Origin of the sequence: Pseudoalteromonas sp. S1727, assembly GCF_005886375.1 — a bacterium.
Taxonomy (GTDB): domain Bacteria; phylum Pseudomonadota; class Gammaproteobacteria; order Enterobacterales; family Alteromonadaceae; genus Pseudoalteromonas; species Pseudoalteromonas haloplanktis.
Genome location: NZ_PNDT01000001.1, coordinates 1 through 25,440, shown reverse-complemented (window position 1 = coordinate 25,440; position 25,440 = coordinate 1). Strand labels below are relative to the sequence as shown.

The 25,440-nt window shown below is 41.3% G+C and carries 21 protein-coding genes; 15 read left to right on the top strand and 6 right to left on the bottom strand.

Annotated elements, in window-relative coordinates; genetic code table 11:
- Positions 1-58: 58 nt before the first annotated feature.
- Both CWB85_RS00105 and CWB85_RS00100 read right to left on the bottom strand, forming a co-directional pair.
- Positions 59-3,154, bottom strand: coding sequence for an efflux RND transporter permease subunit (locus CWB85_RS00105; protein ID WP_138553741.1), 3,096 nt, complete (start codon positions 3,152-3,154; stop codon positions 59-61).
- The gene (locus tag CWB85_RS00100; protein WP_171038963.1) at positions 3,154-4,218 is read right to left on the bottom strand and encodes an efflux RND transporter periplasmic adaptor subunit; all 1,065 of its coding nucleotides are present in this window, start codon (positions 4,216-4,218) and stop codon (positions 3,154-3,156) included. Before CWB85_RS00100 ends, CWB85_RS00105 begins: the two co-directional genes overlap by 1 nt.
- A gap of 251 nt (positions 4,219-4,469) precedes the next feature.
- On the opposite strand from CWB85_RS00100, the gene CWB85_RS00095 reads away from it, so the two are divergent.
- From CWB85_RS00095 to CWB85_RS00085, 3 genes are all read left to right on the top strand, one after another.
- Entirely contained in the window at positions 4,470-5,192 is a 723-nt protein-coding gene (locus CWB85_RS00095; RefSeq protein ID WP_138553740.1) for a HugZ family pyridoxamine 5'-phosphate oxidase, read from the top strand.
- An 87-nt stretch (positions 5,193-5,279) separates the two neighbouring features.
- The gene (locus CWB85_RS00090; RefSeq protein ID WP_138553739.1) at positions 5,280-5,936 is read left to right on the top strand and encodes a tellurite resistance TerB family protein; all 657 of its coding nucleotides are present in this window, start codon (positions 5,280-5,282) and stop codon (positions 5,934-5,936) included.
- 132 nt (positions 5,937-6,068) lie between these two features.
- Positions 6,069-7,796 carry a SulP family inorganic anion transporter gene (locus tag CWB85_RS00085; protein ID WP_016708768.1) on the top strand — a complete coding sequence of 576 codons (1,728 nt, stop codon included), beginning with the start codon at positions 6,069-6,071 and terminating at the stop codon, positions 7,794-7,796.
- A 70-nt stretch (positions 7,797-7,866) separates the two neighbouring features.
- On the opposite strand, the gene CWB85_RS00080 is transcribed toward CWB85_RS00085, so the two are convergent.
- On the bottom strand, positions 7,867-8,544 hold the full coding sequence (locus tag CWB85_RS00080) for a glutathione S-transferase family protein (RefSeq protein ID WP_138553738.1): 678 nt from the start codon (positions 8,542-8,544) through the stop codon (positions 7,867-7,869).
- A 191-nt stretch (positions 8,545-8,735) separates the two neighbouring features.
- Positions 8,736-9,071, bottom strand: a complete 336-nt coding sequence (locus CWB85_RS00075) for a zinc ribbon domain-containing protein YjdM (RefSeq protein ID WP_138553737.1) — start codon at positions 9,069-9,071, stop codon at positions 8,736-8,738.
- Between the two features lie 144 nt (positions 9,072-9,215).
- On the opposite strand from CWB85_RS00075, the gene CWB85_RS00070 reads away from it, so the two are divergent.
- From CWB85_RS00070 to CWB85_RS00060, 3 genes are all read left to right on the top strand, one after another.
- On the top strand, positions 9,216-10,556 hold the full coding sequence (locus CWB85_RS00070) for an MFS transporter (protein WP_016708765.1): 1,341 nt from the start codon (positions 9,216-9,218) through the stop codon (positions 10,554-10,556).
- Between the two features lie 177 nt (positions 10,557-10,733).
- On the top strand, positions 10,734-12,290 hold the full coding sequence (locus CWB85_RS00065; protein ID WP_016708764.1) for a sensor histidine kinase: 1,557 nt from the start codon (positions 10,734-10,736) through the stop codon (positions 12,288-12,290).
- Positions 12,290-12,967, top strand: a complete 678-nt coding sequence (locus tag CWB85_RS00060; RefSeq protein ID WP_016708763.1) for a response regulator transcription factor — start codon at positions 12,290-12,292, stop codon at positions 12,965-12,967. The genes CWB85_RS00065 and CWB85_RS00060 overlap by 1 nt, the downstream gene beginning before the upstream one ends.
- 39 nt (positions 12,968-13,006) lie before the next feature.
- Here CWB85_RS00060 and CWB85_RS00055 read toward each other — a convergent pair whose 3' ends face one another.
- The gene (locus CWB85_RS00055; RefSeq protein WP_374954835.1) at positions 13,007-13,882 is read right to left on the bottom strand and encodes a delta-class carbonic anhydrase; all 876 of its coding nucleotides are present in this window, start codon (positions 13,880-13,882) and stop codon (positions 13,007-13,009) included.
- Between the two features lie 236 nt (positions 13,883-14,118).
- On the opposite strand from CWB85_RS00055, the gene CWB85_RS00050 reads away from it, so the two are divergent.
- Positions 14,119-15,816 carry a sensor domain-containing diguanylate cyclase gene (locus CWB85_RS00050; protein ID WP_138553736.1) on the top strand — a complete coding sequence of 566 codons (1,698 nt, stop codon included), beginning with the start codon at positions 14,119-14,121 and terminating at the stop codon, positions 15,814-15,816.
- 117 nt (positions 15,817-15,933) lie between these two features.
- On the opposite strand, the gene CWB85_RS00045 is transcribed toward CWB85_RS00050, so the two are convergent.
- Positions 15,934-16,182, bottom strand: a complete 249-nt coding sequence (locus CWB85_RS00045) for a hypothetical protein (protein ID WP_016708760.1) — start codon at positions 16,180-16,182, stop codon at positions 15,934-15,936.
- Positions 16,183-16,333: 151 nt separating this feature from the next.
- Between CWB85_RS00045 and CWB85_RS00040 the strand changes: the two genes are divergently transcribed.
- The 8 genes from CWB85_RS00040 (at position 16,334) to CWB85_RS00005 (ending at position 25,291) form a co-directional block, all read left to right on the top strand.
- A complete protein-coding gene (locus CWB85_RS00040) occupies positions 16,334-17,482 on the top strand; it encodes a PA0049 C-terminal domain-containing protein (protein ID WP_138553735.1) in 1,149 nt (382 codons plus the stop codon).
- Positions 17,483-17,723: 241 nt separating this feature from the next.
- Positions 17,724-18,311: a biliverdin-producing heme oxygenase gene (locus CWB85_RS00035; protein WP_138553734.1), complete on the top strand. Its 588-nt coding sequence runs from the start codon at positions 17,724-17,726 to the stop codon at positions 18,309-18,311.
- Between the two features lie 12 nt (positions 18,312-18,323).
- A complete protein-coding gene (locus tag CWB85_RS00030) occupies positions 18,324-19,475 on the top strand; it encodes a TonB family protein (RefSeq protein WP_138553733.1) in 1,152 nt (383 codons plus the stop codon).
- A gap of 73 nt (positions 19,476-19,548) precedes the next feature.
- Positions 19,549-20,040 carry an RNA polymerase sigma factor gene (locus CWB85_RS00025; RefSeq protein ID WP_138553732.1) on the top strand — a complete coding sequence of 164 codons (492 nt, stop codon included), beginning with the start codon at positions 19,549-19,551 and terminating at the stop codon, positions 20,038-20,040.
- A complete protein-coding gene (locus CWB85_RS00020; protein WP_138553731.1) occupies positions 20,033-20,992 on the top strand; it encodes a FecR family protein in 960 nt (319 codons plus the stop codon). Before CWB85_RS00025 ends, CWB85_RS00020 begins: the two co-directional genes overlap by 8 nt.
- A 190-nt stretch (positions 20,993-21,182) precedes the next feature.
- Positions 21,183-24,116 (top strand): TonB-dependent receptor, encoded by a 2,934-nt coding sequence (locus CWB85_RS00015; RefSeq protein ID WP_138553730.1) that lies wholly within the window; start codon positions 21,183-21,185, stop codon positions 24,114-24,116.
- An 80-nt stretch (positions 24,117-24,196) separates the two neighbouring features.
- A complete protein-coding gene (locus CWB85_RS00010) occupies positions 24,197-24,874 on the top strand; it encodes a MotA/TolQ/ExbB proton channel family protein (protein ID WP_138553729.1) in 678 nt (225 codons plus the stop codon).
- 3 nt (positions 24,875-24,877) lie between these two features.
- Positions 24,878-25,291, top strand: a complete 414-nt coding sequence (locus CWB85_RS00005; RefSeq protein ID WP_138553728.1) for an ExbD/TolR family protein — start codon at positions 24,878-24,880, stop codon at positions 25,289-25,291.
- Positions 25,292-25,440 lie beyond the last annotated feature (149 nt).

Below are 25,440 nucleotides of genomic sequence, written 5' to 3'. Positions count from 1 at the left end.
GGAAGCTTAGCAAATACTAAACTTCCTTTATAATAGCTCTAAAGCTATAACTCTAGAGCTAACTCTTTTGCTTATACACCATTAATAACATCGCTGGCAGCACAGTTAAGCTCACGACTGTTGATACGGCAATACCACACAACACGATAATCCCCACCCCACGATACAACTCAGAGCCTTCACCAGGAATAAATACTAAGGGTGCTAAACCGCACAGCGTTGTCATGGTTGACATAACAATGGGTTTTAAACGCGTTTCAAGTGCGCTAATAACCGCCGGGTAAGCCTCAATACCTGCCACTAAATTACGACGACTTTGATCAACAATCAGAATTGGGTTATTAACCACAGTGCCTAATAAGATCAAAAAGCCAAGCATAGTGATCATGTCAAACGGTTGATGGAAGCCACCAAATACAGCGCCAAATCCATTGATTAGATTAAGCCCTAATAATCCACCAGCCATTCCTAATGGCACGGTTGCCATAATAAATAATGGCTGGCCCCAATGTTTAAAAATAGCGACTAACAATAAGTAACATAACGCTAGAGCGACAATAAAATTACCACTGAGGGCATCGCGTGTTTTTTCTAATTGATCTGCCGCACCGCCAATACTGATGTTCACTCCTGGGAGCAAGTCACCTTGCTGCTGAAGCTGCGGCAATAGCTGCTCACGCACTAGTTGCTGCGCACGCTCAAGTGCCACGTCACGCGGTGGAATAATATAAACGGTCACAGTACGACGACCATCAACTCGGCGTAAACTGTCACTGTCGGCCTTTTCGTTTAGGTTGGCCAGCGCATTTAACGGTAGTAACCCTTGTGAGGTTACTACCGGTGCTTGCTCAAGCCCCTCTAGACTTTGGTTATTACCCGCTTCAGAGAATATAAACACGTCGACCTTATCATCATCTAAAATAAGCTCATCCACATAAGCGCCATCACTTAACGCCGCAACGGTATAACCTAGCTCATCAGCGGTCATGCCCACCTCAGCAAGGCGCTGCCAGCGTGGCTGAATTTCAATTAAAGGCTGATCGAGAGTTAATGAAGAAGGCTCTGAATCCACTTGTGGATTATCAAACACCTCACTGGCCAGGCGGTACACGGCATCGGCAGCGCGGTATAAATCCACTTGCTCTGTACCGCTGATATCAAGTGCGACTGCACGCGTGCCGCCATCATTGCTTGAAATAATTGAGCCGCGCGATGAAAACGCCCGCATGCCGGGATAACTTTTAAATTTGGCGGTGATTGCCGCCATCATCGCATCAATATGTTCAGGATTATTAGGTTCACTTAAAAACCAAATATTGCCAACACCAACCGATAATGAATAATATTTCAACGAAGGTAATTCAGTATTACCTTGCTCAAAGTCAGCACTCGGCGCATTTAAATGCTGATTAAAGTAAGTCAGTAATTCATCGCCAATTTTTTGCATGTGGCTCAAGTTATAGCCTGGTGGGGCAATCATCATTGAAAATGCCTTCGGCTCTTCCCCTTCAGGCAAGTATTCTGCTTCGGGCATAAATAACCAAGCACCACCTACCAAGCCTATTACCGCCACAACAACGCATATAATCCGCTGCATTTTTGAGGCTAAGAAAGATGGGATAAACCGTGGTAACCTCATTCTAGAGGTCATAGCGGTATCCGCTTTTGTAGTACACGCAAATCGCGCAGATGCGGCCGGCACCACTAACAAAGCCACTAACATAGAGGCGATAATTGCCCCTGAAATTGCAATAGCAACATCAGAGTACAGTTGCCCCGCTTCTTGCACAATAAACAAAATAGGCGCAAACACCAACACGGTTGTCATCGTTGACGCTAATACAGCAGGCCATACTTCTTGCACCCCTGCAATTGCAGCGTCGAGCTTTGACAGTCCACGTTGCTTAGCTTGTTCAATATTTTCAAGGACTACAATGGTATTATCCACTGTCATACCAATAGCAAAAGCTACCCCAGCTAATGAAATAACATTAATAGTGCGATCAAATAATAAGAGCCCCAAAAATGCAGCAATAGTACAAATTGGTACGCCCATTACACCTATTAAAGTCGAACGTGGGCTTTTCAAAAACCAAAACATCACTAAAGTTGCCAGTAATGCACCAATTCCTAAGTTGGTCCAAACATTTTTAACTGACCCTTTTACATAACGTACATCATCACTGAGCAAGGTTAATTGCAGGCCATTTTGTGCCAATAAATCTCGGTTTATGCGCTCTACCACTGCAGTCATTTCATCTTTAATGGCCATCACGTTTGAGCCACTTTCGCGGCGCACCGACAGCATTAAGTTTCGCTCGCCATCGTTATATGACACATCGCGCAGTTCATAGTGATCTAACTGTACTTTCGCTACATCTTTGAGCCGTACTGTACGGTCTTGATCTTGTGCAATCACTAACTCTTCAAGCGCTTGCGCTGATTGAAAGCGTCCTACCATACGTAATAAGTATCGGCGCTTGCCGCTGTCAATGTCACCGGCTGATGCATCTTGGTTTCGGCTGCGAATGGCATCTCTTACGGCAACTAAACTAATGTTTCTACTGGCAAGCTTTTGCTGATCAATTAATATCTGTATTTGATATAACGCTCCGCCACGTACATTAACTTGCGATACACCTGCTACACGCTCCATTTCTGGGCGAACATTGTCTTGCGCAAAGTCCCGCAGCATATCAATATCAATATTCAGCGGATTCCCTGCTAGCGGCTTTAATGAGAAAAACATAAACGCGTTCGATGAAAACGAGCTACTGTAGAGTACAGGTTGATCAACATTCTCAGGATAGTTAGGCACTTGAGCTAATGCATTACTTACATTGATCAATGCTTCATTAACATCAACGCCAAACGGAAATTCAAGTTCTACCTCTGCCTCGCCGGTGTTGGCATAACTCGACATCCGCTTTAAATTTGGTAATGAGCGTAAATACCGCTCTTGCTCTATGAGGATTTCTTTTTCCACATCTTGTGGGGTCGCACCTGGCCACTGCGTTACCACTGTTATTGTGCGTACATCTAAATCAGGGATCATCTGCACCGGAATTTTAAACGCAGCTACAAGCCCTAAAATACACGAAATAAGCACTGCAACAGCCACCAGCGTTGCGTGTTTTACCGCACCTTGGAGCATTATTTAGCCCCCGTTTGCGTTACTGCTTTAACCGCTTGACCATCTTGGAGCAGTTCATTACCTTGCGTAACCACCCACTGTCCAGCATTCAAGCCTTGTGTTATCTCAACGTGGCCATTCATACGTGAGCCCACTTTAACACTTTGCCTTGTGGCAACGTCTTCAAATACAGTAAAAACGCTAAACCCGCCATCAGGGTGACGTAACAACGCATCTCGCTCAATCACTACGCTCGCTTTAGCACTAGGTTTTAATGCGATTTCTGCTGTTGCCGACAACCCTACTTGTAAGTCAGCTGAATTAGTAATAGCTAAGCGCAGTAAAAAGCTGCGGTGTGTTGTATTCACGACCGGCACTTTCGCTATAACTTTTGCATTAAACGTCTGATCTGGACGTGAAGCTAAATATACGTCAACGGCAGTTTCAATATCTATCGCTGAGAAATGCTCTTGTGGCATATATAGATCAAGCCAAAGCGATTCATTACTGACTAATTCAAAGGCACTTTGCCCGCGGGTAACCCACTCACCTAAATCCACCATACGTTTAGCCACGATACCATTAAAGGGGGCAACCAATTGGTGGCGTTTTAAAAGCTGTTGTTGATAAGTTTGATTTGCTTGTGCTTCGAGTAAACTTGCTTGCGCGCCTTTAACAGCGGCTTGCCTGTCTGCCAACTCAGTTTGCGCAAACAGTTTTTGCTTAGATAGTGACTGTGCCTCAGCAAAACGCCGCTTGGCGTCATCAACGGCCACTTGCGCACGCGCGACATCAGCATCATTGGCTTGTAATTGCGCTTTTATTAACGCGGAATCTAACGCCAGTAGAGGCTCACCCTGTTTTAGGTATTGTCCTGCTTCTGCATATATTTCAGTAATTACTCCATCAGCAAGCACTGAAAGTTGAGCATGACGCTGTGCTTTTAACGATCCCGTAAGGGTTATTTTTGGCACCAACTGCTGCTGTTTAACCTGCTGTGTTACCACATTCACAGCTTCAGCCGCAAAGCCCAATGAGTTAAAAAGCATTAAGCCAATAAACCAACAACACATAAAAATTTTCAAGATAACTCCTTTACTATCTAAGAAAAACTATCCAATACAAACTACTTAATAAAAACGACTTATTAAAGGCATGCTACTTTTGTTAGATAAAGTTTAGATTAAAGCCTATGAGTAACAACATACCCAGCAATTTAATAAGGATACGGCTACTATAATGCAAACCCCGCCACGTAAACAAGAATCATTTGCAAAGCAGTGGCTTTAAACGCAAAATAGCGGCAATAAAAAGTAATTAAACAACTGGAGTACGTATGAGACAGCAAGCACTTTATGAGGCCAAAAAGTTAGTGTTTCAAAAAAGTAGTGGTGTTATGTCTACCCTCTCGCATAATTTAAGAGGTTACCCGTTTGGCTCAGTAACCCCTTATATGTGTGACGAACAAGGCCGCATTTACTTTTTTATTAGTGACATAGCGCAGCATACTAAAAACCTACTGCATGATAAACGTATGAGCCTAACGGTGTTTGATGCTGCAGAACGAGGCGATCAAAATGAACATGGTCGAGTAACCATTGTCGGTGATGGCAGCTTAGTAAGCCAAGAGCACGCCGAGGTCCTGATTAATAAGTACGTCACCTTATTTCCTGAAGCACAAAGTTATCGCAATGCTCATGACTTTAATCTGTGGCAATTAGATACAATACGGGTGCGCTACATTGGTGGTTTTGGCAAAATATTTTGGTTAGAACAAACCGAGTGGCAACAGCCAAGTAAGCAATGGGACGAGTCACAAGAACAAAGCATGATTGAGCACATGAATGCTGATCACCAAGATGCCATGAGCCTGATTTTAAAACAGCACTGTAACCTTGATGACGCATCACCAGTTATGAGTGGTTTATTACCGCAAGGCTTTTACCTACAAAGCCTAAACCGTAACTATTACATTGCCTTTGATGAGCCGTGCGACAGCCCAATGGCGGTACGCAAAGCGCTCGTTCAATTAACCAAGACTGCGCGCGAAGCCAGCTAAAGTCGGTATTGCTTTGTAACAATTAAATGGTGTTAAATTAAGCAAATTGCATATACCCTAAAATCGATACTAATTTAGGAGAAGAGCATGAAAGACTTACAAAAACTAGTAGGTAACCTCAGTAAATCAGGTGCATTGAGTGGCTTTTTAGGCGGTGTTGCTGGCGGTGGCTTAACAAGCCTAGTGGGCGGTAAAAGCAGTAAGAAGACCGGTAAAAAAGCAATTAAATACGGTGCATTAGCTGCCGTAGGAGGCCTTGCTTGGAAAGCCTATAAACAATATTCAGAGCAACATAAAGCAACCCAACAGCCAATACCAAAGCACACGAACCGTTTTGATTTTACACCTGCGACCATGCCAGAGCAGTGTTTTTCGCAAGTCGTGGAAGATGAAAGCGGTTCGGGTCAATTAATCTTAATGCGTGCCATGATCGCAGCCGCTTATGCTGATGGCCATATCGACGAAACAGAGCGACAAAAGATATTTGCTCAAGTAGAAACCATGGCACTTTCAATGCAGGAAAAAGCCATGCTGTTTGATGAGCTACGTAAGCCAATGACACTCTCGGAGCTTGTGCACGCTGTGCCAAATGCACAAACGGGGATCGAGGTCTACGCCGCAAGTGCCAGCGCAATTGATTTACAACAGTCCATTTCACAACAATACCTTAATGCTCTTGCTGATCAGCTGTGTTTACCTAGCGAATTAGTGAGCAGCATCCACCTGCAATTAGCAGCTCAATAACTGCTCGTCCTTCTCTACCCTGTGTTTCAAAAAACAAATTTCCCCAAGCTATGAAGTCTGTATCTTGGGGTATACATGCACTAATATTAAATTTACTATCCACGTGTAATTACGATTAACTAGGAAACTGTTGTGCTATCGCGTTTGTATGATTTTATGCCGGGTTTAAACACTTTATTTCATTATGAACGAAAGTGGTTTACTGATGATTTTAGAGCTGCACTCTCTGTTGCCGCTGTTGCTTTGCCCGTTGCAATCGCCTACGCACAACTTACTGGTGTAAATGCCGCCGTTGGTCTGTATTCATGTATCTTACCCATGATCTTATACGCCCTGTTTGGTAGCTCTAAACAGCTCATTGTTGGGCCAGATGCCGCAACCTGCGCGGTTATTGCAGCGGTAGTCACCCCACTTGCCGCAGGTGATACGGTCAAACATTGGCAATTGGTCGTCACTATGACCGCCATGACCGGCTTTTGGTGTTTAATTGCCAGCAAATTTAAATTAGGTGTACTGGCTGACTTTTTATCTAAACCTATTCTAATGGGTCTGTTAAACGGGGTGGCTATCACAATTATTGTTAGTCAACTTTCAAAAGTAATTGGCTTTACCTTCGATGAAAAATATTTATTGGAACGCTTAGCCGCAGTACCTACTTATTTATCACAAGCTCATATTCCCACCCTGTTAATGGCTCTATTTACTCTTGCTGCTTATTTTGCCATGAAGCGCCTAAAGCCAACTTGGCCTGCTGCCATGTTTGCCATTGCGTTCGCTGCCATATTAGTCTGGCTTTTTAATTTAAAACAATTTGAAATCAATACCATTGGCACAGTCACTGGTGGTTTACCAGTATTTAATACACCCATTTATGATATTGGTATTATTCGTGAGCTTGTAGTGCCAGCGCTGAACTTAGCGATCGTGAGCTTTGTTAGCATGATGCTGACTGCCCGTAGTTTTGCCGCCAAAAATGGTTATGATATCGATGCGGATAAAGAATTTAGAGCCTTAGGTATTGCGAACTTTGCCTCGGCATTATCACAAGGTTTTGCCGTCAGCGGTGCAGACTCTCGTACTGCCGTCAACGATGCTAGCGGCGGAAAAACACAGCTGGTTTCAATCATCGCAGCCGCTATTATTGCCATCATTGCACTCTTTTTAACCGCACCGCTGGAGTTCATACCCAGTGCCGCATTAGGCATAGTACTAATTATTGCTTCAATTCATTTATTAGACTTAAAAGCAGTATGGCAATTAAAACGCAAAGATAAACACGCCTTTTACCTTGCGCTGGCAACTTTACTTGCTGTGTTATTTATTGGCGTTATACCTGGCATCACACTGGCCGTACTATTGGGATTATTTCAGTTCATTCGCACCGTAATGCGACCAACCGACACTGTATTAGGTGTTGATATCAACGGGGTAGTAAGAAGCCTTGATAGCACAGATAAAGCCAAAGCTGTGCAAGGTGTATTTATTTATCGCTTCAATTCGCCCTTAACTTACTTTAATGCAGGTTACTTTAAACGCCGCTTGTTAGAGCAATACGCACGGCAAAAAGACGACACTCAGTGCGTTATTATTGATGCTGTGCCCTGTTTTACCCATTTAGATTTAAGTGTGATGGCGATGCTTGCCGATTTAGACGTGATATTTAAAAAGCGTAACATTCGATTAGAAATAGCCGGTAGAAAACGACAGCTCCTTTCATGGTTTGACGTTGCTGGTATGACATCTGGTAAAGAAGGTATCTACGTACATTCAGACCTATATGTAGCTTTACAAAAAAACAGGGTTAGTCAGCCCTCACAGGAAGTAAGTCAGTTTGCAGCAGCTGATAATGAGGGAGTGTAGGAGTTAGCAAAAATCTAATATCGAAATCAGGCCGCTGCTGGCCTGATTTTTATATGCTCTGATCGCAAAATTAAACTTTTGGATAGTTTGAAGGAAAAAACGCACGACGCGCTTGTTCATCAAACTCTTTTTTAAAGTTGATATCAGTGCCCACCTTACGAGCACGTTCAACTGCCGGGCGGCTATCAATACGTGTGAACCAGCGTTGTAAATTAGGGTATGGCGCTAACCCTTCTTCGCCTAAAACAACGGTTGCTTTATCTATCCAGCCCCATGCAGATACATCCGCAATTGTAAACTCATCACCGACGATAAACTCACGTCCTGCAAGGTGTGTGTCTAATACCTCATAATGACGTTGCGCCTCACGTAAATAACGGTTGATAGCGTAATCGAGTTTCTCTGGGGCCGCGTGTCTAAAGTGTACTGATTGCCCTGAGTAGGGACCCAAACCTGACGCGATAAACATTAACCACGACAGCATTTCAGCGCGATCTTCTGCTTTACCCGCCAGTTTGCCGTACTTTTCAGATAGGTACATTAAAATAGCGTTTGAATCGAATACTCGAGTTTGGCCGTCCATTATGGCTGGCGCCTTGGCATTCGGATTAATTGCTTTAAATTCTGGGGTATGCTGCTCACCCTTTAAGGTATCAACTGGCACAAGTTCGTATGGTAACCCTGTTTCTTCAAGAAAAAGTGCAACTTTCATTGGGTTAGGCGTATGGTGAAAATAAAATTTGATCATGTTGGGCTCCTCAAAATTGAATAATGATTAAAGCACAACTTGAGCGATCGTTCAAATTATAGTTAAAGCCAATACAAAGATGCTTAAGCTAGGCATAGAATATGCCCAACTAAATTGTAACTATGGCAATTAGCGCGTGTATAGCAAATGGACGAACCGACACGCAGAATTAACTAGCGCTATTTAGTTTATCAGGCTTTTTTCACAAACTTGGCTGTTACCATCATTTCCCCTACGCCATCCACTTTGCAATCAAGTTGGTGATCTTTGCTATCTTTGATCCAGCGGATCACCGCTTTAGTGCCGATTTTTATGACTTGCGAACTGCCTTTAATTTTTAAATCTTTAACGACAGTGACTTTATCACCTTCAGCTAATAGCGTGCCGTTGGCGTCTTTTACATTAATTTCATCGTCTAATGCGGCGCTGGCAGGATCCCACTCATAAGCACACTCAGGGCAAATTAGTAAGCTTTGATCTTGGTATACATATTCAGATTGACACTTCGGGCATGCTGGTAACGACATAATTTAACTCAGGTATTAAAATTTACCTGTATGGTAATGGCTCAATGTTTATTTGTCTATTTGTAGACATTCAGAGTAAAGCACTTGGAAAACCCCCTTGATTATTCTAGTATCTAGTTGTCCAAGCTTATAATTTGTATATAAATGAAATCATTTCTTTCGTTATATTTTGCCAACCTTTTCTTAATTATTGGCACCAGCTTACTTACCACCTATTTAGCTTTATACTTAGGGCAGCATGGCACCTCAACCTTGTGGATAGGTTTGATGACCTCATGTTACTACCTCGGCTTATTATTAGGGGCTAAGCTTGGCTATCGCCTTATCAAATCGGTCGGCCATATACGTACTTTTGCTGCTAGTACTGCCGCGGTAATAGCGTGTGTTGCGGCGCATGGTGTGAGCGATAACATCTATATTTGGCTCGCCCTAAGGCTTTGCGTGGGTTTAGGTATGATGTGTAATTACATGGTGCTAGAAAGCTGGCTTAACGAACAAGCAGCACCTGAGTCTCGTGGTCGGGTGTTCTCCTTTTATATGATCACTTCCTATTTAGGCACTATTTTAGGCCAGTTCGCTTTGGCTGAATTTCCTGAGTTAGGCTATGCACCACTGTTTTTAGTCTGCATGGCACTGGCTATTGGTATAATTCCAATTTCAATCACCCGCAGAATTCACCCAAAGCCCTTGAAGCCAATTCAAGTAAGCTTGTTTGATTACTTTAAAAAAGTACCTCAGTCTATGACCGCAGTGCATTTTGCTGGCATTATTAATGGTAGTTTTTACGGTCTTGCGCCAACCTTTGCTAAATTGTCGGGCTTTAGCTCATCTGAAATCGCCATTTTTATGTCTGCCACTATTTTAGCTGGTTTATTAGCGCAATGGCCCATGGGCATGCTATCAGATAGAGTTCGCCGCAGTGTACTACTGCGCAGTAATGCTGTCGCCATCTGCTTGGTCAGCCTTGCTTTATTTATACTGCCAATTTCACAAACGCTTGCCTTTGTGCTGACGTTTATGTTCGGCTTGTTTGCTTTTACGTTATATCCATTGTCATCGGCTTTAGCCAACTCCCGAGTGGAAGACGAAGAGCGCGTAGGCGTCTCTTCAGCATTACTGGTTGCTTTTGGAGCAGGCGCTGCACTTGGCTCAACCGCTAATGCACAGATCATGAGTTATTTTGGCCATCAAGCGTTATATGCATCACTAGCAACATTAACAGTATTGATGTATTTATTACTTACCTTCATAAATTCAAAACAAAAAGTAGAACAACCTGAGCCGAGCGATTACGTGGTCGGTACGTCTGACGTTACCAATTCTCCACTAGCGGCGACCATGGACCCACGAATTGAAGAGACCACCGCTCATGATCAAATGCTGGTGGTCGATGAGGTGGATGATGAATACGAAGAAAATAACGACACGCCCAATCAAAACCCCCTGCAGGGCGATCTTTTTAAGGATCGCCAAAGTGATACTTAGTATGCAAAGCCAAAAGTAACGACTCCTAAAAAAGCGATAATCAGCAGGTAACACTTTAGCTGATATAGCTTTTCTAACATTAACAAAGCAGTTGAAACACGTTCCTCATACCGGTTTTATTGCTTCCTAGAAGTCTTCAATGTACCCTTAATGGATATCTCAAACTAGTAAGCAATTATGTATAAGCGCAAACTTTTTTATTTTGGTCTTACCACCGCTTTTATTTTATTTTTGGCGCTCCTGAGCACCGCAATCTCCGCCCATTTAACTCGCAAAAACTTACAACAAAGCAATATTGCCCAGTCATTATTGGTCGAACATGAAAAGCTCTCAAGCATCTCTTACCGACTTTTTAAACAATTAACCGACGAAATTATCTTTGGCCAAAATGCTAACCAAGCCTATGTGCGTCAAAAACAAAACCTGATCCAACAGTCAATCAGTCAGATAAAAAAACTAGAGATCGAGCAGCGTAATGCACTTGGCTTATCCTTTACCAAAGGCAGCGTTGAAGATACTGATGAACTGGTACGACTCATTGATAAAATAACCGTTGAGTTTAGAGCTGTAGTCAGTAGCGGTAATACCGCCCCTTTGAATCAACAAGCGCAATTAAAGCGCTTACTTGAGGTCACTATTGATGACCAGTTCAGAGAAGCTATAAATTCAGCAGTAGCACGACAAACCCGAGTTGTTGCGGCAATCAACGCCAAAATAGAAATGCTTAACACAACAATATTATGGTTTGCGATCGGCCTAGGTGCGCTTTCTATTCCATTAATATTATATGGCTGTTATTGGTTATTTAATCAGCTCTATCAGCCTCTGATCCTAATCGCTAATGCAACTAACTCGATTGCATTAGGACATTACCAAAAACCGATTTCAGTCACCTTGGATGATGAGTTTGAAGAACTCGCCACCTCCATAAACCAACTGGCACTACGCCTACAAGAACATGAAAAAAACGCAGTACAATCAAGAAAACAATTAGAGCTTGAAGTTCAACAGCGCACCAGTGAGCTCACAGAAGCCAACCTATTGCTTACTAAAATTGATTCAAGACGCCGCCAATTTATTGCCGATGTGTCCCATGAACTACGCACCCCATTAACAATTATTCGCGGGGAAGCACAAGTAACACTGCGCATGCAGTCAGTGTCGGTTGATGATTTTAATCAAACACTAAAATCGATACTCGGGCAAGCCCTCAGCTTAAGCCGCTTAGTGGATGATTTATTACTATTAACACGAGCAGAAATGAATCAAATAAATTTAGAAGTTGCCCCTACACAGATTGTGCGGTTAGTCGAATCAGAAGTTAACAAATGGCAGAAACTCAATCTAACCCGAACAATTACCTTCGATGCTGATGCTAGTTTAAGAGAACTGTTTATAACCATTGATACACAACGGATCCAACAAGTGCTGGCTATTTTATTTGATAACGCAATCAAGTACTCAAAATCAGCCCAACCGATCGAAATTACACTAACTAAAATAAGCTCAATGCTCACTATTGCAATTAAGGATTATGGTGAAGGGATCTCAGCAGCTGAAGTTGACAATATTTTTGAGCGCTTTGTCCGCTTTAGTAAGCACAGTGAAGGCTTAGGGCTTGGGCTACCAATCGCCAAAGCCATTATTGAGGCCCATGATGGCACAATCGGTGTTACTTCAACACAAGGCCAAGGCGCTGTTTTTTCTATCTCGCTTCCTCTGGAGCATACATAATGAATATCTTACTCGCCGATGACGAGCAGCCGCTCTTAAACTTCCTTTCACGCGGGTTACGCAGTGAAGGCTATGAATGCAATAGCATCAATGAATTACACGAAGTGCTGCCGTTTATTAAAAAAAATACCCCGCACATACTAATACTAGACAGGCTATTTGGTTGCCAAGATAGTATATCGATACTTAACGCTATTAAAACTCTTCCCAGCCCACCTATGGTGCTTATGCTAACAGCATTAGATGAAGTGCCTGAACGAGTCAAAGGGCTGGAAATGGGGGCAGATGATTACCTATGTAAACCCTTTGATTTTGATGAACTATTAGCCCGTGTATTAGCCTTAAAGCGACGTATGACAACTGGGCACCAACAAAGTCAAACAACGCTCGATATTGGCTCATTGACGCTGAATATCCAGCAACGTATTGCCTTACTTAACGATCAAGAATTACCGCTAACAAAAATTGAATTTGAGTTACTACTGTATTTTGTTGAAAACCAAGACAAGGTATTGTCGCGTGAACGAATATTGAGTCGGGTATGGCAAACTTACAATGATCCCAATACTAATATTATTGATGTATATGTTAGCCGACTAAGGAAAAAAATCGAAACACAGCACAATCTCACTATTCAAACCTTGCGTGGTAATGGCTATCGGATGAGTTTAAAGTAGCGCGAGTCGACAAGTACTCACGCACCCAACTATATCTGCTTAGTGTGAAATAGGTGACAATAACTTAGGGTTTTGTACTAAATTACGAACACCATGAGCATAGTCTTCATTAAATACATTGTCATCGCACCACTTACCAACACTGTTTATATCAACCACAGCAACAAGGGGTCGTACGCTCCAACTCACCTGTATCGGCGACGCTTTTTCGTTATAAGCAGGCCCTGTTGTTGAACCTAAATACTCAACGGGGATCCCCATATTTGTAGGTATATTAGGTGCTTGATAGTAACCATTTACTTGCTCTATCTCAGTGAGCTGAGCAAAGTTAACAGCCTGCTTATCATTAGCTAATACAATAACCTGACCTTCAACACGAAACGCAGGATTCATAGTGCTATCCGCTAAACAAGCGGCTAAAGTCGGCCCTGGACTCACTTGTGCTGACGAATACACAAAGTGTACTTCTAAAGTATCACCCACTTTTAACGAGTCACCTTTTGCAGCGCATACCTTACCTGCAATAGGTTTTAATTGGCTCGCCGACAATATGCCATCGTATACGTAACCTGTATTATGACCTTTACCATCGCCGTTGCCCGCATAAGTGGTAAACTCACCGCCTTTATGTTCAGCATTTTTATGAAAGTGAATATTACATAAATTAAGATCACTACGATTGGGAGCCGCAGCAAAGTGACGTAAGTTGGTGCCATAGTATTGATCGATATCACGTGGGGATTGCGGCCCAAATCCTTTACCCTGAGTATTTTTCTCAAGCGCTCTACGCTGTTCAGTCAGCACACTATCACTAATTCCATTAGCAGCGACTACGCCACTTACAGCCAATGTAGAGAAACTAATAAACCATGTACATTTTGCAAATACTGCTGTTTTCTTCTGCTTCACTTTTATTTATGCCTTTTATTTTATTAATAAGGCCATGTTATTGAAAGTATCTAAAAAAGACTTTTCAGGAACATTAAAATAAGATTAAAAGCCAGCTCAACCGCTACATAATTATTAGCAAAAATATAATAATTTATAACCTCCAGCCACTGAGTTTAAATATTTAATTATGCTTAGCGTTAAGACTCGACAAACTAACATTTAAAGTTAAAAATAAGCCTTTCGTAAGAAGGATTTTATGTATGTTTAAATGGTTTTTATGCTTTATTTCGCTAATTTTTATTACCTGCTGTGTAAGCGCACACACTGATCATACTCAATCACCTAACGTTAGTATCAACACCGCAGAAGTGAATTTAACTCAATTTCCAATGAGTTACTTTATCGACACCAGCGAAGAAATGCCCTTTAAACAAATACAAAAACAACCCTTTATCCAGAGTAAAAGTGAAATAACCTTAGGCACAAATGCCAAAACAACCTGGTCTAAAATAGTCATTCATAATGAATCCCCCCAGCAGCGAACGTTATTTTTACATAATGAAGATGCCTACCACCTACAAAATGTTGATTTTTATGAAACAAAAAATGGAGATTTGTTAAACCAAGTTAATATTCAACTTGATAAAGTAGGCCCTCATAACAACATATATGGCGGAACTGCCATATTCTCATTTGACCTTGCAGCTGATGAACGTAAAACAATTTTTGTACGAAGCGTGACGTTTTCCCATCAGTGGTACGCCCTATCATTATACGACGAAGAACATTCAAAGCGGGCGTTAATTGGCAGCAGTAATTACATCTCTCTATTGGTCGGGATGATGCTGGCATTAATGATTTATAATTTTTTCTTATACTTATCAGCTAGAAAAATCGAAAATATCGTGTATGCCTTCTATTTAATTTCAGGCATCATTTGGGTATCACTATCTTATGGTCTCGGCGCTAACTTTTTTGGTATCTTTAGTGCTGACCTTCTGCAGTTCAATTCTACTTTATATAGCATGCCCAGTTTTTTAATTTTGTTTATGATGCTTATATTTGAAACCAAAAGCCGTTACCCGAAAGAGCATATTGCACTATGTATCATATTAACTATTTTAGTTGCTGAATTTGTTTATAGCTTATTTGATCTAGTCAATGCATTAAAACCAGCGAGTACCTTAGCTGCATTAATGATGACAGTGACGCTCGGCGTATCTATCTCGCTTTGGCGAAAACGTGACCCACTTGCGAAATACTTTTTTTTGGGGCATTCGATGTTTATTATTTTTAATATGCTGGCAGTTCTTTATTACAAAGGTATCACCGAATCAAATCAAATTAATAGCCATGGCGTAGGTATAGGGATCGTACTTGAAGGATTGATGATGGCATTTATTTTGTCATACAGGATCAGAACATTAGAGAAAATAAAGTCAGCACAAACAGAGTTAAAACGGCTCGCAGATACCGATCCACTCACCAAACTCTATAATCGACGCTATTTTGACAAAACATGCTTACAATTACTGACGCAAAGCCAAACAGCAGGTACCGAATTATCGATCATTGTTGCTGATCTCGATCATTTTAAAGACATAAATGACACATATGGCCACGACGTGGGTGATCAAGTCATCATAGCGTTTGCTGATATTTTAATAAAACACCAAGCCGCCAATGATATTGCGTGTCGAATGGGCGGCGAAGAGTTTCTATTATTACTTAACTGTAATGCCGAAAAAGCCCACGCTATCGCGCAACACATCCGCAGTGATGCTGAAAAGTGTATTGTGAGAACAGAAGCTAACCTAGAGGTTCGATTTACAGTCAGCATTGGACTTCAGCCTGTTTCACATACAACAGACAATATAAAGGACAGCATTTCGATGGCCGACCAAGCGCTTTACAAGGCCAAAAAACAAGGTAGAAATTGTGTAGTTGCAGCTAGTTGAAAGCGGGTAGCTGATACCAATCGACTTAAATATTTAACCATTCTAGCGAGCTAAATGGTTAGTAACTTAACACGATTGGTATGACAACTAGCTTCAAGCCAAGATGAACTCAGCACTTTAGTGAAGTTTTTTAGGTCCTCGGCGAACTAATTCTTTGCCGTTTTCAAATACATCTTGAGTTACCCAACGCCCTAACAACAACTTATGGGTATCATCAAGTACCGCGATAAACGGGCGACCATTGGTATTATTCGTTGCTAACGCGACCCCTGCAACATTTTTTAAACCTAGCCCACCATTATCAATCAGTAATAAAAATGCTTCTAGCTCTTCAAGGGTGTCGATTATATCGTTATCGTTGATCATCGTGTTTTTACTCTGTTACTTCTTAATCTATAAAGAATAACAGTTTGAGTGGCACAGGTTAAGTAAGCCGATAATTAACGTATTTATTTGCGCTTAACTTATATACGTTAGATAGTACCTCTAAACATAGCTGTAATCGCATAGGACTCCCATGATCAAACAACTTTTAACTACGAGCTTAATCTTATCTTCCTTCAGTGCTTTAAGCGCCAATTTAACGGTTGAAGAACAGCGTATTGAAAAGGCCAACACGGTAATACCGCACGTTGTAGCTGCATTTGCTAAGGATATTGCTGAATTTGAGCAAGATTGGAAAAACTTAAAAAGCTATAAGCAAGCTACCGACTTACTCCATGATTATTCAAGCCAACTATGGTTAGACGCGAAACAGCGCATTACAACATCTAAAAATTATGATGATCGCGAACTTTACTGGGCACGGTTACTATCAAGTAAAGTGATCCGTACTGTAAAACCTGCTTTTGCACTTACATCAGCAGAGCAAAATGCACTGTTAACACAGTTAGAAAACGGCAGTCGCGGTCGCACCGATTTGGCTTACACGCAAAGCACCAATAAAAAAATATTACTCACTGGCTTTGACCCATTTTTACTGGATAAAAACATCAATCAAAGTAACCCATCCGGTGTTGCGGCACTATTACTTGATGGCCAAGTGATCACCTATAAAGGTATTACCGCTGAGATAAATACGGTTATGGTGCCAGTGCGTTACGAAGATTTTGATCAAGGCATTATTGAAGCACTACTCGCCCCTTATTACGCACTGAATAATGTAGATATGATTGTTACTGTAAGTATGGGTGGTAAAGAATTTGATCTTGAACGCTTTCCGGGCAAGCGCCGCAGTGTCACTGCTCCTGATAACGCTAATATCATCTACGGTGGTACACAAGCAGCGCCACTTATCCCAAGTTTAAATGACCGACCACTACCTGGCAGTGAATTTGTAGAATTCAGTCTACCCGTAGAGCACATGTTACAAGCTCAAGGGCAGTTTAAAGTAAACGACAACCACAAAGTCATTACGCTTGAGAAAGCGTTTGAACCAAAAAGTCTCGCACAATTGCAAGGTGCTGTTGCCGTTAAAGGTGGTGGCGGTGGCTACTTATCAAATGAAATTTCATACCGCAGTATTCGCCTACGCGATGAACTGAATTCTGACATTCCTACAGGGCATATTCACACCCCTCGCATAGCACAATTTGAACCTGAAACTGAGGCTAAAATTGTCCAACAAATCAAAGCCATGTTAGAAAGAAGTTTACTCGCCCTATAATGTAACAAAGCCACCTTTTAAAAGGTGGCTGTACATTTCTAGTTCAGAGCAAGGTTCAAGGCTCACCAAACCAAAGTTGAACTTAAAAATACTAAACACTTGTTTTAAAGTTAAAAAATAAAAAACATGCAGTTCAAAAAGTATGACTGCGAAATTTATGCAATAAAAAATTAAATTTTAGGTGTGGGTATTGGCGCGTCATTCGTATTAATAAGTAATGATAGTCAATTAGAACACAATTATGTCGAGTATTGCACAAGAAAACTACCCACGAATGTCTCAACTAAAACGTACAACTGCTGAAGTACACGATGACTTAGATCAAAAAATAATGGTCCAATCCCCCTTCGCTTCAAAACAAAACTATGCAGATTTTTTACGTTTTCAATACCTGTTGCTAAACCATGTTGAGCCACTTTACAACAGCCAACAATTGGCGCCATTTTTTGCCGATCTTGCAAGCCGGAACCGTTGTCACGCCATAGCCCTTGATTTACAAGATTTGGGCATGCAAGCACATACCGCTACGCAGCAGATCAATCTAGATAACTTAACCCTTGCGCAAGCAGTGGGTTGGTTATATGTAATTGAAGGCTCCAAACTTGGCGCTGCAATGTTAGCAAAAGAAGTTACTCAGCTCGGATTAGATGCGGACTTTGGAGCACGCTTTTTAGCAGGCCCAGGTAATGGTCGTGGCAGTCAATGGCGAGAGTTTATGCAAGCTGTAGAGGCATTGGACTTGACCAGTAATGATGAGCAGGAGCTTTATCAAGGTGCAAAAGATGCGTTTGCTACAGCGCACCAGCTGCTTAATATTATTTATCAGTAATTGCTGTTATAAATGTTAAATGCGGCGCTTAAGCAAACTTTGCCAATTAAGAAGCTAATTTATTTTATAGTAGGCTGCCTATGTGTAGCCTTAGCTATAATAGGCATGCTGCTGCCAGTGATGCCGACTACCGTATTTTTGATTTTAGCCCTTGCCTGCTTTACTCGATCAAACGACAAACTCGCGAATTGGCTACTTTCCCATCCTAGGTTTGGTAAAACTTTATCTAATTGGCAAACAAGACGAGTTATCCCCATGAAAGCTAAGCATTTTGCTACTTTTGGCATGCTTATTAGCTTGGTCATTATTTGGGTTACAAGTCATTCACTGTGGTTAACTGTTTTTTGCTTGTTATTATTTTCACTCGTTGTTAATTACCTTTTCTCAAAACCGAGTGTGCTTGACCAACAAACACATAAACGCTATTTCAAACTGACACAAGGTGTGCTGTTAGCCTTGTTGTGTCACTTTGTATTGGCATGGATTATATTTTTTAAAGCGAGCAGCTCCGTTAAGTCAACGCCGATGCAACAGCCAACGGTCATTGCGATTGAATTAGTTGTAGCACAAGCTCCACAGCCAGAAGTATCAGATGCAAAAAAAATCGCCGAGCAAGTAACGAAAAGCCAAACAGCCGTACAGCAAAATGTCCCTCCACCTAAACCTATTGCACAACAGAAAGTGCTAGTAAAGAAGCAGCCTACAGAAATACACGTGGCAGAAATTAAGTCAGTAACAAAAACTCAGCAAGAGGTTAAGCCAGATATTAAAAAGCAGCAACCGCTCCCTAAAGTAACGGAGCAACCTCAACAAGCAACTGTTGCAACCACCACAATGCAGCAGCACAGTGTATCAAAGCAGCAAGTAACACAGGGTAAGCAAAGTTGGACGGCAAGTTTATTATCTCACTTAATGGCATATCGAAAATACCCCACCAGTGCGATTATGAAGAAGCAACAAGGCGTCACATATGTAGAAATTATTTTAGCTCGAGATGGCAAGGTTATTTCATTGCAGATAATAAAAAGCTCAGGGGTAGAAGTGCTAGATCAAGCCGCTTTAAAGACCATCGCAGATGCAGAGCCGCTCCCTAAAGTGCCTAATGAGTTAACAGCGCCTCACACATTATTATTACCTATTGAATTTTTTATTAACAATAAATGATAATTATTACTGTTTATATTTAACCTTAAACTGAGGTAAAATAGGGACAGTTTTTACAACGCAGTAGTGGATCATGCCTTTTTTAGATTTTAGCAACGTCGTTAACATTATGACGCGGCGAACAGGTTGTCGGGATAAAGCACAAAGCTTGATCCAAGAAGCGATAGCGCGTTTATTAAAACAAGATACTAAGCAGTTTAATACAAATAAAGAAACTGAAAACCGTGCTTTAATTTTAAAAACCGCGAACAATTTATTGATAGATCTTTATCGTCGTGAAAAAGTATGTCAGTTTACTGCACTGCCAGAAGAAGAAAGTGCTTTATATGCGCAAGAACACCTAAATCCAGAGTCAAAACTAATGGCTCAACAGCAACTTGATGCATTAGAAAACTGTATAGCAAATTTACCTGATAAATGCCGAGAAGCATTTGTATTGTATAAATTTAAATGCCTAAGTCAGGCACAAATTGCTGAACACATGGACATTTCGCAAAGTATGGTTGAAAAACATTTAGTCAAAGCAATGAGTCGTTGTCGCGAGATTTTACTAACAGATGAATAAAACTAAAAATAACACAGCGTCATTTGAACAAGCGATGCTCTGGCTATTACGTTTGCAAGAAAACCCCAGCCAAGAGCAGTTAAACCAATGGCAACAATGGTTACAAAGCGATACCGATAATAGCCGCGCATTTAACGAATGCTTAGCGTTAGATAGTCAGTTTGCTAAGTTACCACCCGAAACAGTGAATAATTTTCTCCGTTTACTACCAGAAAAAAATGCACAGCCACAACGTATGCAATGGTCAAAGTATCTCACTTTGGCAGCATCCGTTGCTGTTATCTCCATTAGTATTTCTTTTTATACGCCGTCTAACACACAGGCATATACAACCGCAGTGGGTGAAACAAAATCTGTAACACTGGCTGACGGTAGTAACATTATGCTCGATAGCGATACCGACTTGTCAGTTTATTATGATGATCAGCAACGCCGGATTGAACTACATCAAGGTCAAGCCGTTTTTAATGTAGCCAAGCAAACTAACCGCCCTTTCTTAGTTAGTGTAAATGAAATAACAGTTACCGTACTTGGTACGCACTTTAATGTTAATCGCCTTAAGAATGACGCTGTGATCGCAGTGGATCATGGTAAAGTCAACGTATACGACCCTACTTTTGGCAACATATTGCTAGAAGATAAGCAAGGCTACTACAGTTATGACGACCGTAAGGTTGAATTAACAAACATACACTTTGCAATGTGGCAGCAAGGGCAAATCCACTTTTCACACACACCATTAAACCTAGCTATAGAGCAATTAAATCGCTATCAAACTAATCAATTGCAATTAGGGCAACAGCAGCTCGCCCAGCTAACCATCAGTGGCACATTCCAGTTAAATGATGTGAGCCATACAGCCCAATTATTACCTAAAATACTCCCTATTGAAGTAATATCAAAAAACAATCACTGGCTATTGTTGCCGCGTAAAGAGCTGGCCACTCAATAAACTGGCTTTTTTCTAACCTATAGACTCTAAGTATTACTATCAGCCTCGTCGTTCTGCACTAAAAACAAATAACGTTATTAATCAATATCTTAAATATATATCTAATAAGTTATAAAAAACATTTTAAAGAGGTGAGGAATAATTATTCTCATTCGTTTTATTGGGTAGTAAATTCAAATGAGAATATAAAATGAAAAAAATGCAGTTTTCAACTATCGCGCTGGCTATTGGTTTAACCTTCAGTGTCCCTACGGTGGCAAATACTTCAATAATGATGTTAGATATAAAGCCACAACCACTGGAAGCAACTCTGAATCAAATCGCTTCACAGTCAAATATGACTCTAATTTTTGACCCAGAACTAGTTGCTTCTTTAAATGCCCCACAATTACAAGGACCGGCAACTGTTCGCGATGCCCTAAACCAAGTACTTAAAAATACAAACATATCCGCAACTATCGAAGGCAATGCAATAATTCTAAAAAAGTTAGATAGCTCAAAATCAGCAACTGACTTAGCTGCATTGTCTGTTGTTGGTGGTTACATTGCTCCGGGCATGTTCGAAGAAACCGCCGTTGAAGCAGCCGATTTACCTTATTTAAAAACCAGTTCAAATGTGCAACTAAGCGAAGAATATATTGAGCAATTCCGAGGTACTTCTGCAGGCGACATGCTCAAGGGTATACCGGGTGTTGAAGTTGGCGAATCAAGAAATGGTGGCGCTATTGATGTAAACATTCGTGGTGTACAAGGTCAAAATCGAGTTGCAGTTGTAATTGACGGCAGTATGCAAAGTAATACGGTATACCGAGGCTATGCTGGTATCTCTGATCGCGCGTACGTTGATCCCGATTTAATTAGCACAGTATCAATTGACAAGGGCCCGACTAACAATGCGCAAGGTATGGGGGCTGTGGGCGGCGTTGTAGTAATGGAAACGTTAAAAACAGCTGATATTTTACGTGATGGTGCCCACCACGGCGTACGCTTCAAAGCAGGTATGCAAAGTAATAGCGTAGATGCACAAACTAACTTTGATGCGACACCGCGCGCAGATGCGCCTGGCCTTATTGACAGCGATGGAGAATTTGCCAACCTTGCTTATGCCACAGAGCAAGAGAGCTTTGACCTAGTTATTGCAGCCTCTCGTCGTGATATTGGTAATTATTTTGCTGGAGATAAAGGCCGTGAAGATTACTTTTACGATGAAGAGAAAAGCCGCTGGAATGAAGTCGACGGTACCTGGGTAGAAGAAAAATATACAGTGGTAAATGAAGGGATTGCACGCTTTTATAAACCAGGTGAAGAAGTATTAAATACGGCCAACAAAACCACGTCATTACTGATCAAACCAACCATAAAAATAAATGACGATTCTAAATTAGAACTAAGCTATCGAAAATACAAAGCTGAGTTTGGTGCGATAATGGCTTCTCAGATCTACCGTAATGAAGGCGATACGTTAAAACAGTGGAAACCTTCAAAGCAAGATATCGATAGTTACAGCGCCCGCTATCAATACGCCTCACCATCAAACCCATTACTGCAAAAGCTGAAAATAAATCTATGGCACACAGAGTCAGATTCGCAGATATATAACGGTTCGGTTTTTACCAACCCACGAGAAGGTAAAGATGCACCAGAGCAGCATGACTGTGAGTCATGCGTAGATGTACTGTACTTAGCAAAAACAGAGTCTCTTCGAACTGGCTTTGATATCAGTAACCAAAGCATCTTTACAAGTGCTGATCACGGTACAACAAGCCTAGACTATGGGTACAGTTTTCAAAAGGAGTCTATTGGCAAAGGTGATGGTGTTAACTATTCGCAAGAAGATATCAATTATAACCGTGTTTACCGTGATGGCGACCGTTATGAAAGCAGCCTGTTTGTACAAGCTAAATGGTCACCAAAAGATTGGTTGAGCTTTGAGCTAGGCGGCCGCTACTCGTGGTTTAAAGCACAAGATAACAACACCTACTGGACTGAAGATAAAAAGAAATTTAAAACGATTTATCTATTTGCTGAAGATGGTACTCGCTTAGGTCAGATAAACTGGTTCCCTGACGAAAATGGCGAATATGTTGCAGCAACTGATCCACGAGTAACGGGTGAAGGTTTAGTAGAAAATTGGGGCGAAGACCCTGTTGATATTGCAAGCCTTGATATCGACAGTAGTTTTCTTGGTTGGGGTGAAAATAGTCTACCGTTAGGGACGTTTACCGCCAGCGAAAAAACTGCAAGGGATAACAGTGGTTTCGCTCCTAACTTAGCCGTTAACATGCAGTTGAGCGATACTTGGCTCGCTTATGCGCGTTACAGTGAAGCACTGCGGATGCCAAGCTTAATGGAGTCGACACGCGGTTGGTCTGTATCTAGTCGTATCTTTGATATTGAACCTGAACGTGCCAAGAATAAAGAAATTGGCTTTTCATATATTAATGATGAGCTATTTAACTCAGTAAAAAGCAGAGTAAAAATTGCTTACTTCGATAACAAAATCGAAGATTACATAACCCGCCGAACCGTTGATAGAGCCTTAGTCAGCGATACTGATATTGGTTTAGCTATGGGCAACTCAGACAGCTTTAATACCAAAGGGTTTGAGCTGCAAACTCACTTTACTGTTGGCCGTTTTTACACCGATCTTAGTGCCACCTATTATACTGAAGCTGAACTTTGCGATAGTGAAATAGCACAAAGTTTTCGTGATAATCAATACGCTAACAGACAAGGAGAAATCCCTGATTGTTCCAAATCTGGGTTTTCCGGTATGTACGTTGCTAATCACATCCCACCGCAAGAATCTTACGCTGCAATCTTAGGTGCTAAGTTTTTTAATGACAGCTTAGATATAGGTACAAGGGTCACTTACACCGGTGAACCAGATACTGACTACGATAGAAAGTTAAGCTGGCAGAACTATCATGGATCAGCCCCCCATGTTCCAACCGTCGCTTATACATTGATTGACATTTATGCACGTTATGCGATTACGGATAATATGGAAGTGAACTTTAATATTGCCAATTTAACCAATGAGTTTTATCTCGATGCATTAGCACTTAGTTTAATGCCAGGCCCAGGACGTACGTCACGACTTACTTTTACGGCGCATTTTTAAATTAAAAATGTTTTTACAATATCAACTCAGCCGCATTGCGGCTGAGCTTGTTTATACATATTAGGTTGTTGGAGAGTAAAATGGAAAACCCTTATGGAATTGCAGCGCTATGGCAGCAAAGTGATGCAGTCATTAAATTTGTTGGCTTCTCTTTATTAGCGATGTCGCTAGCATCCTGGGCGGTTATTTTTGTACGCTTATTTAGTCTACTAAAATTACGAAAAGCAAAGCACTTAGTGGTTAAGTTTTGGCAACAGCAAGATATCAATAACGGGGTTGAGCAACTGGCTCCGCAACCGCACTTTCAGCAGTTGGCTGTACAAGGATTGCAAGCTAAAGAGCATCATCAAAATCATGAGGAACAACTACAAGGCCAAGTTCCACTTGCTGATTGGTTAACTACCGCGCTTAAAAATAATATAGATGATACCCGCGAGTCACTTTCCGGCGGCCTTGCTATTTTGGCTTCAGTTGGTTCGACATCACCGTTCATTGGTTTATTTGGCACTGTGTGGGGAATTTATCATGCTTTGATTGGCATTGGACTTTCAGGCTCTGCGAGTATTGATAAAGTAGCAGGCCCTGTTGGTGAAGCCTTAGTAATGACTGCATTTGGGTTAGCGGTGGCAATTCCCGCAGTACTTGCATACAACGCGATTAGCCGTGGTAATAAATCGGTGCTCATTCAATTAAATCGCTTTGCATCACAACTACATGCCTATTACTTAACAGGCACAGTACAGACAAAGGCAGGATAATGTATGTCATTCAATTTTGACAATGATGACGAAGAGATCATGAATGAAATCAACATGACACCTTTGGTTGATGTAATGTTGGTATTATTAATTATTTTTATTATCACAGTACCGGTGATCAATCAGTCAATCCAGGTAGATTTACCCTCAGCACAAAGCGAGCCAGTAGATGCAAAGCCCAATACTATCGTCCTGTCTGTAGATAGTGATGGCCGTTATTTTTGGGCCGAACACATAATTACCAAAGAGCAGCTAATTCAACGTTTAACTGAACAAGCCGCTATCACACCACAGCCTATTTTGCATATCCGTGGCGATAAAACCACTGAATATCAAAATGTAGTTTTTTTAATGGAGCAAGTGCAACAGGCTGGAATTAACAGCATGAGCTTTATTACCGAAGAAAACAAAAAGTAAGTTAAGTGATAACTCAGCAGGGTTATCACTTATACCAATCGTGTTAAGTTACTGACCATTTATAGCGACAGATAAATACAGTGATAACAAGGCATAAATTTTGACATGTAGTTGTTCTCGGCATTAGCTAATTAATTGCTATAACTCCT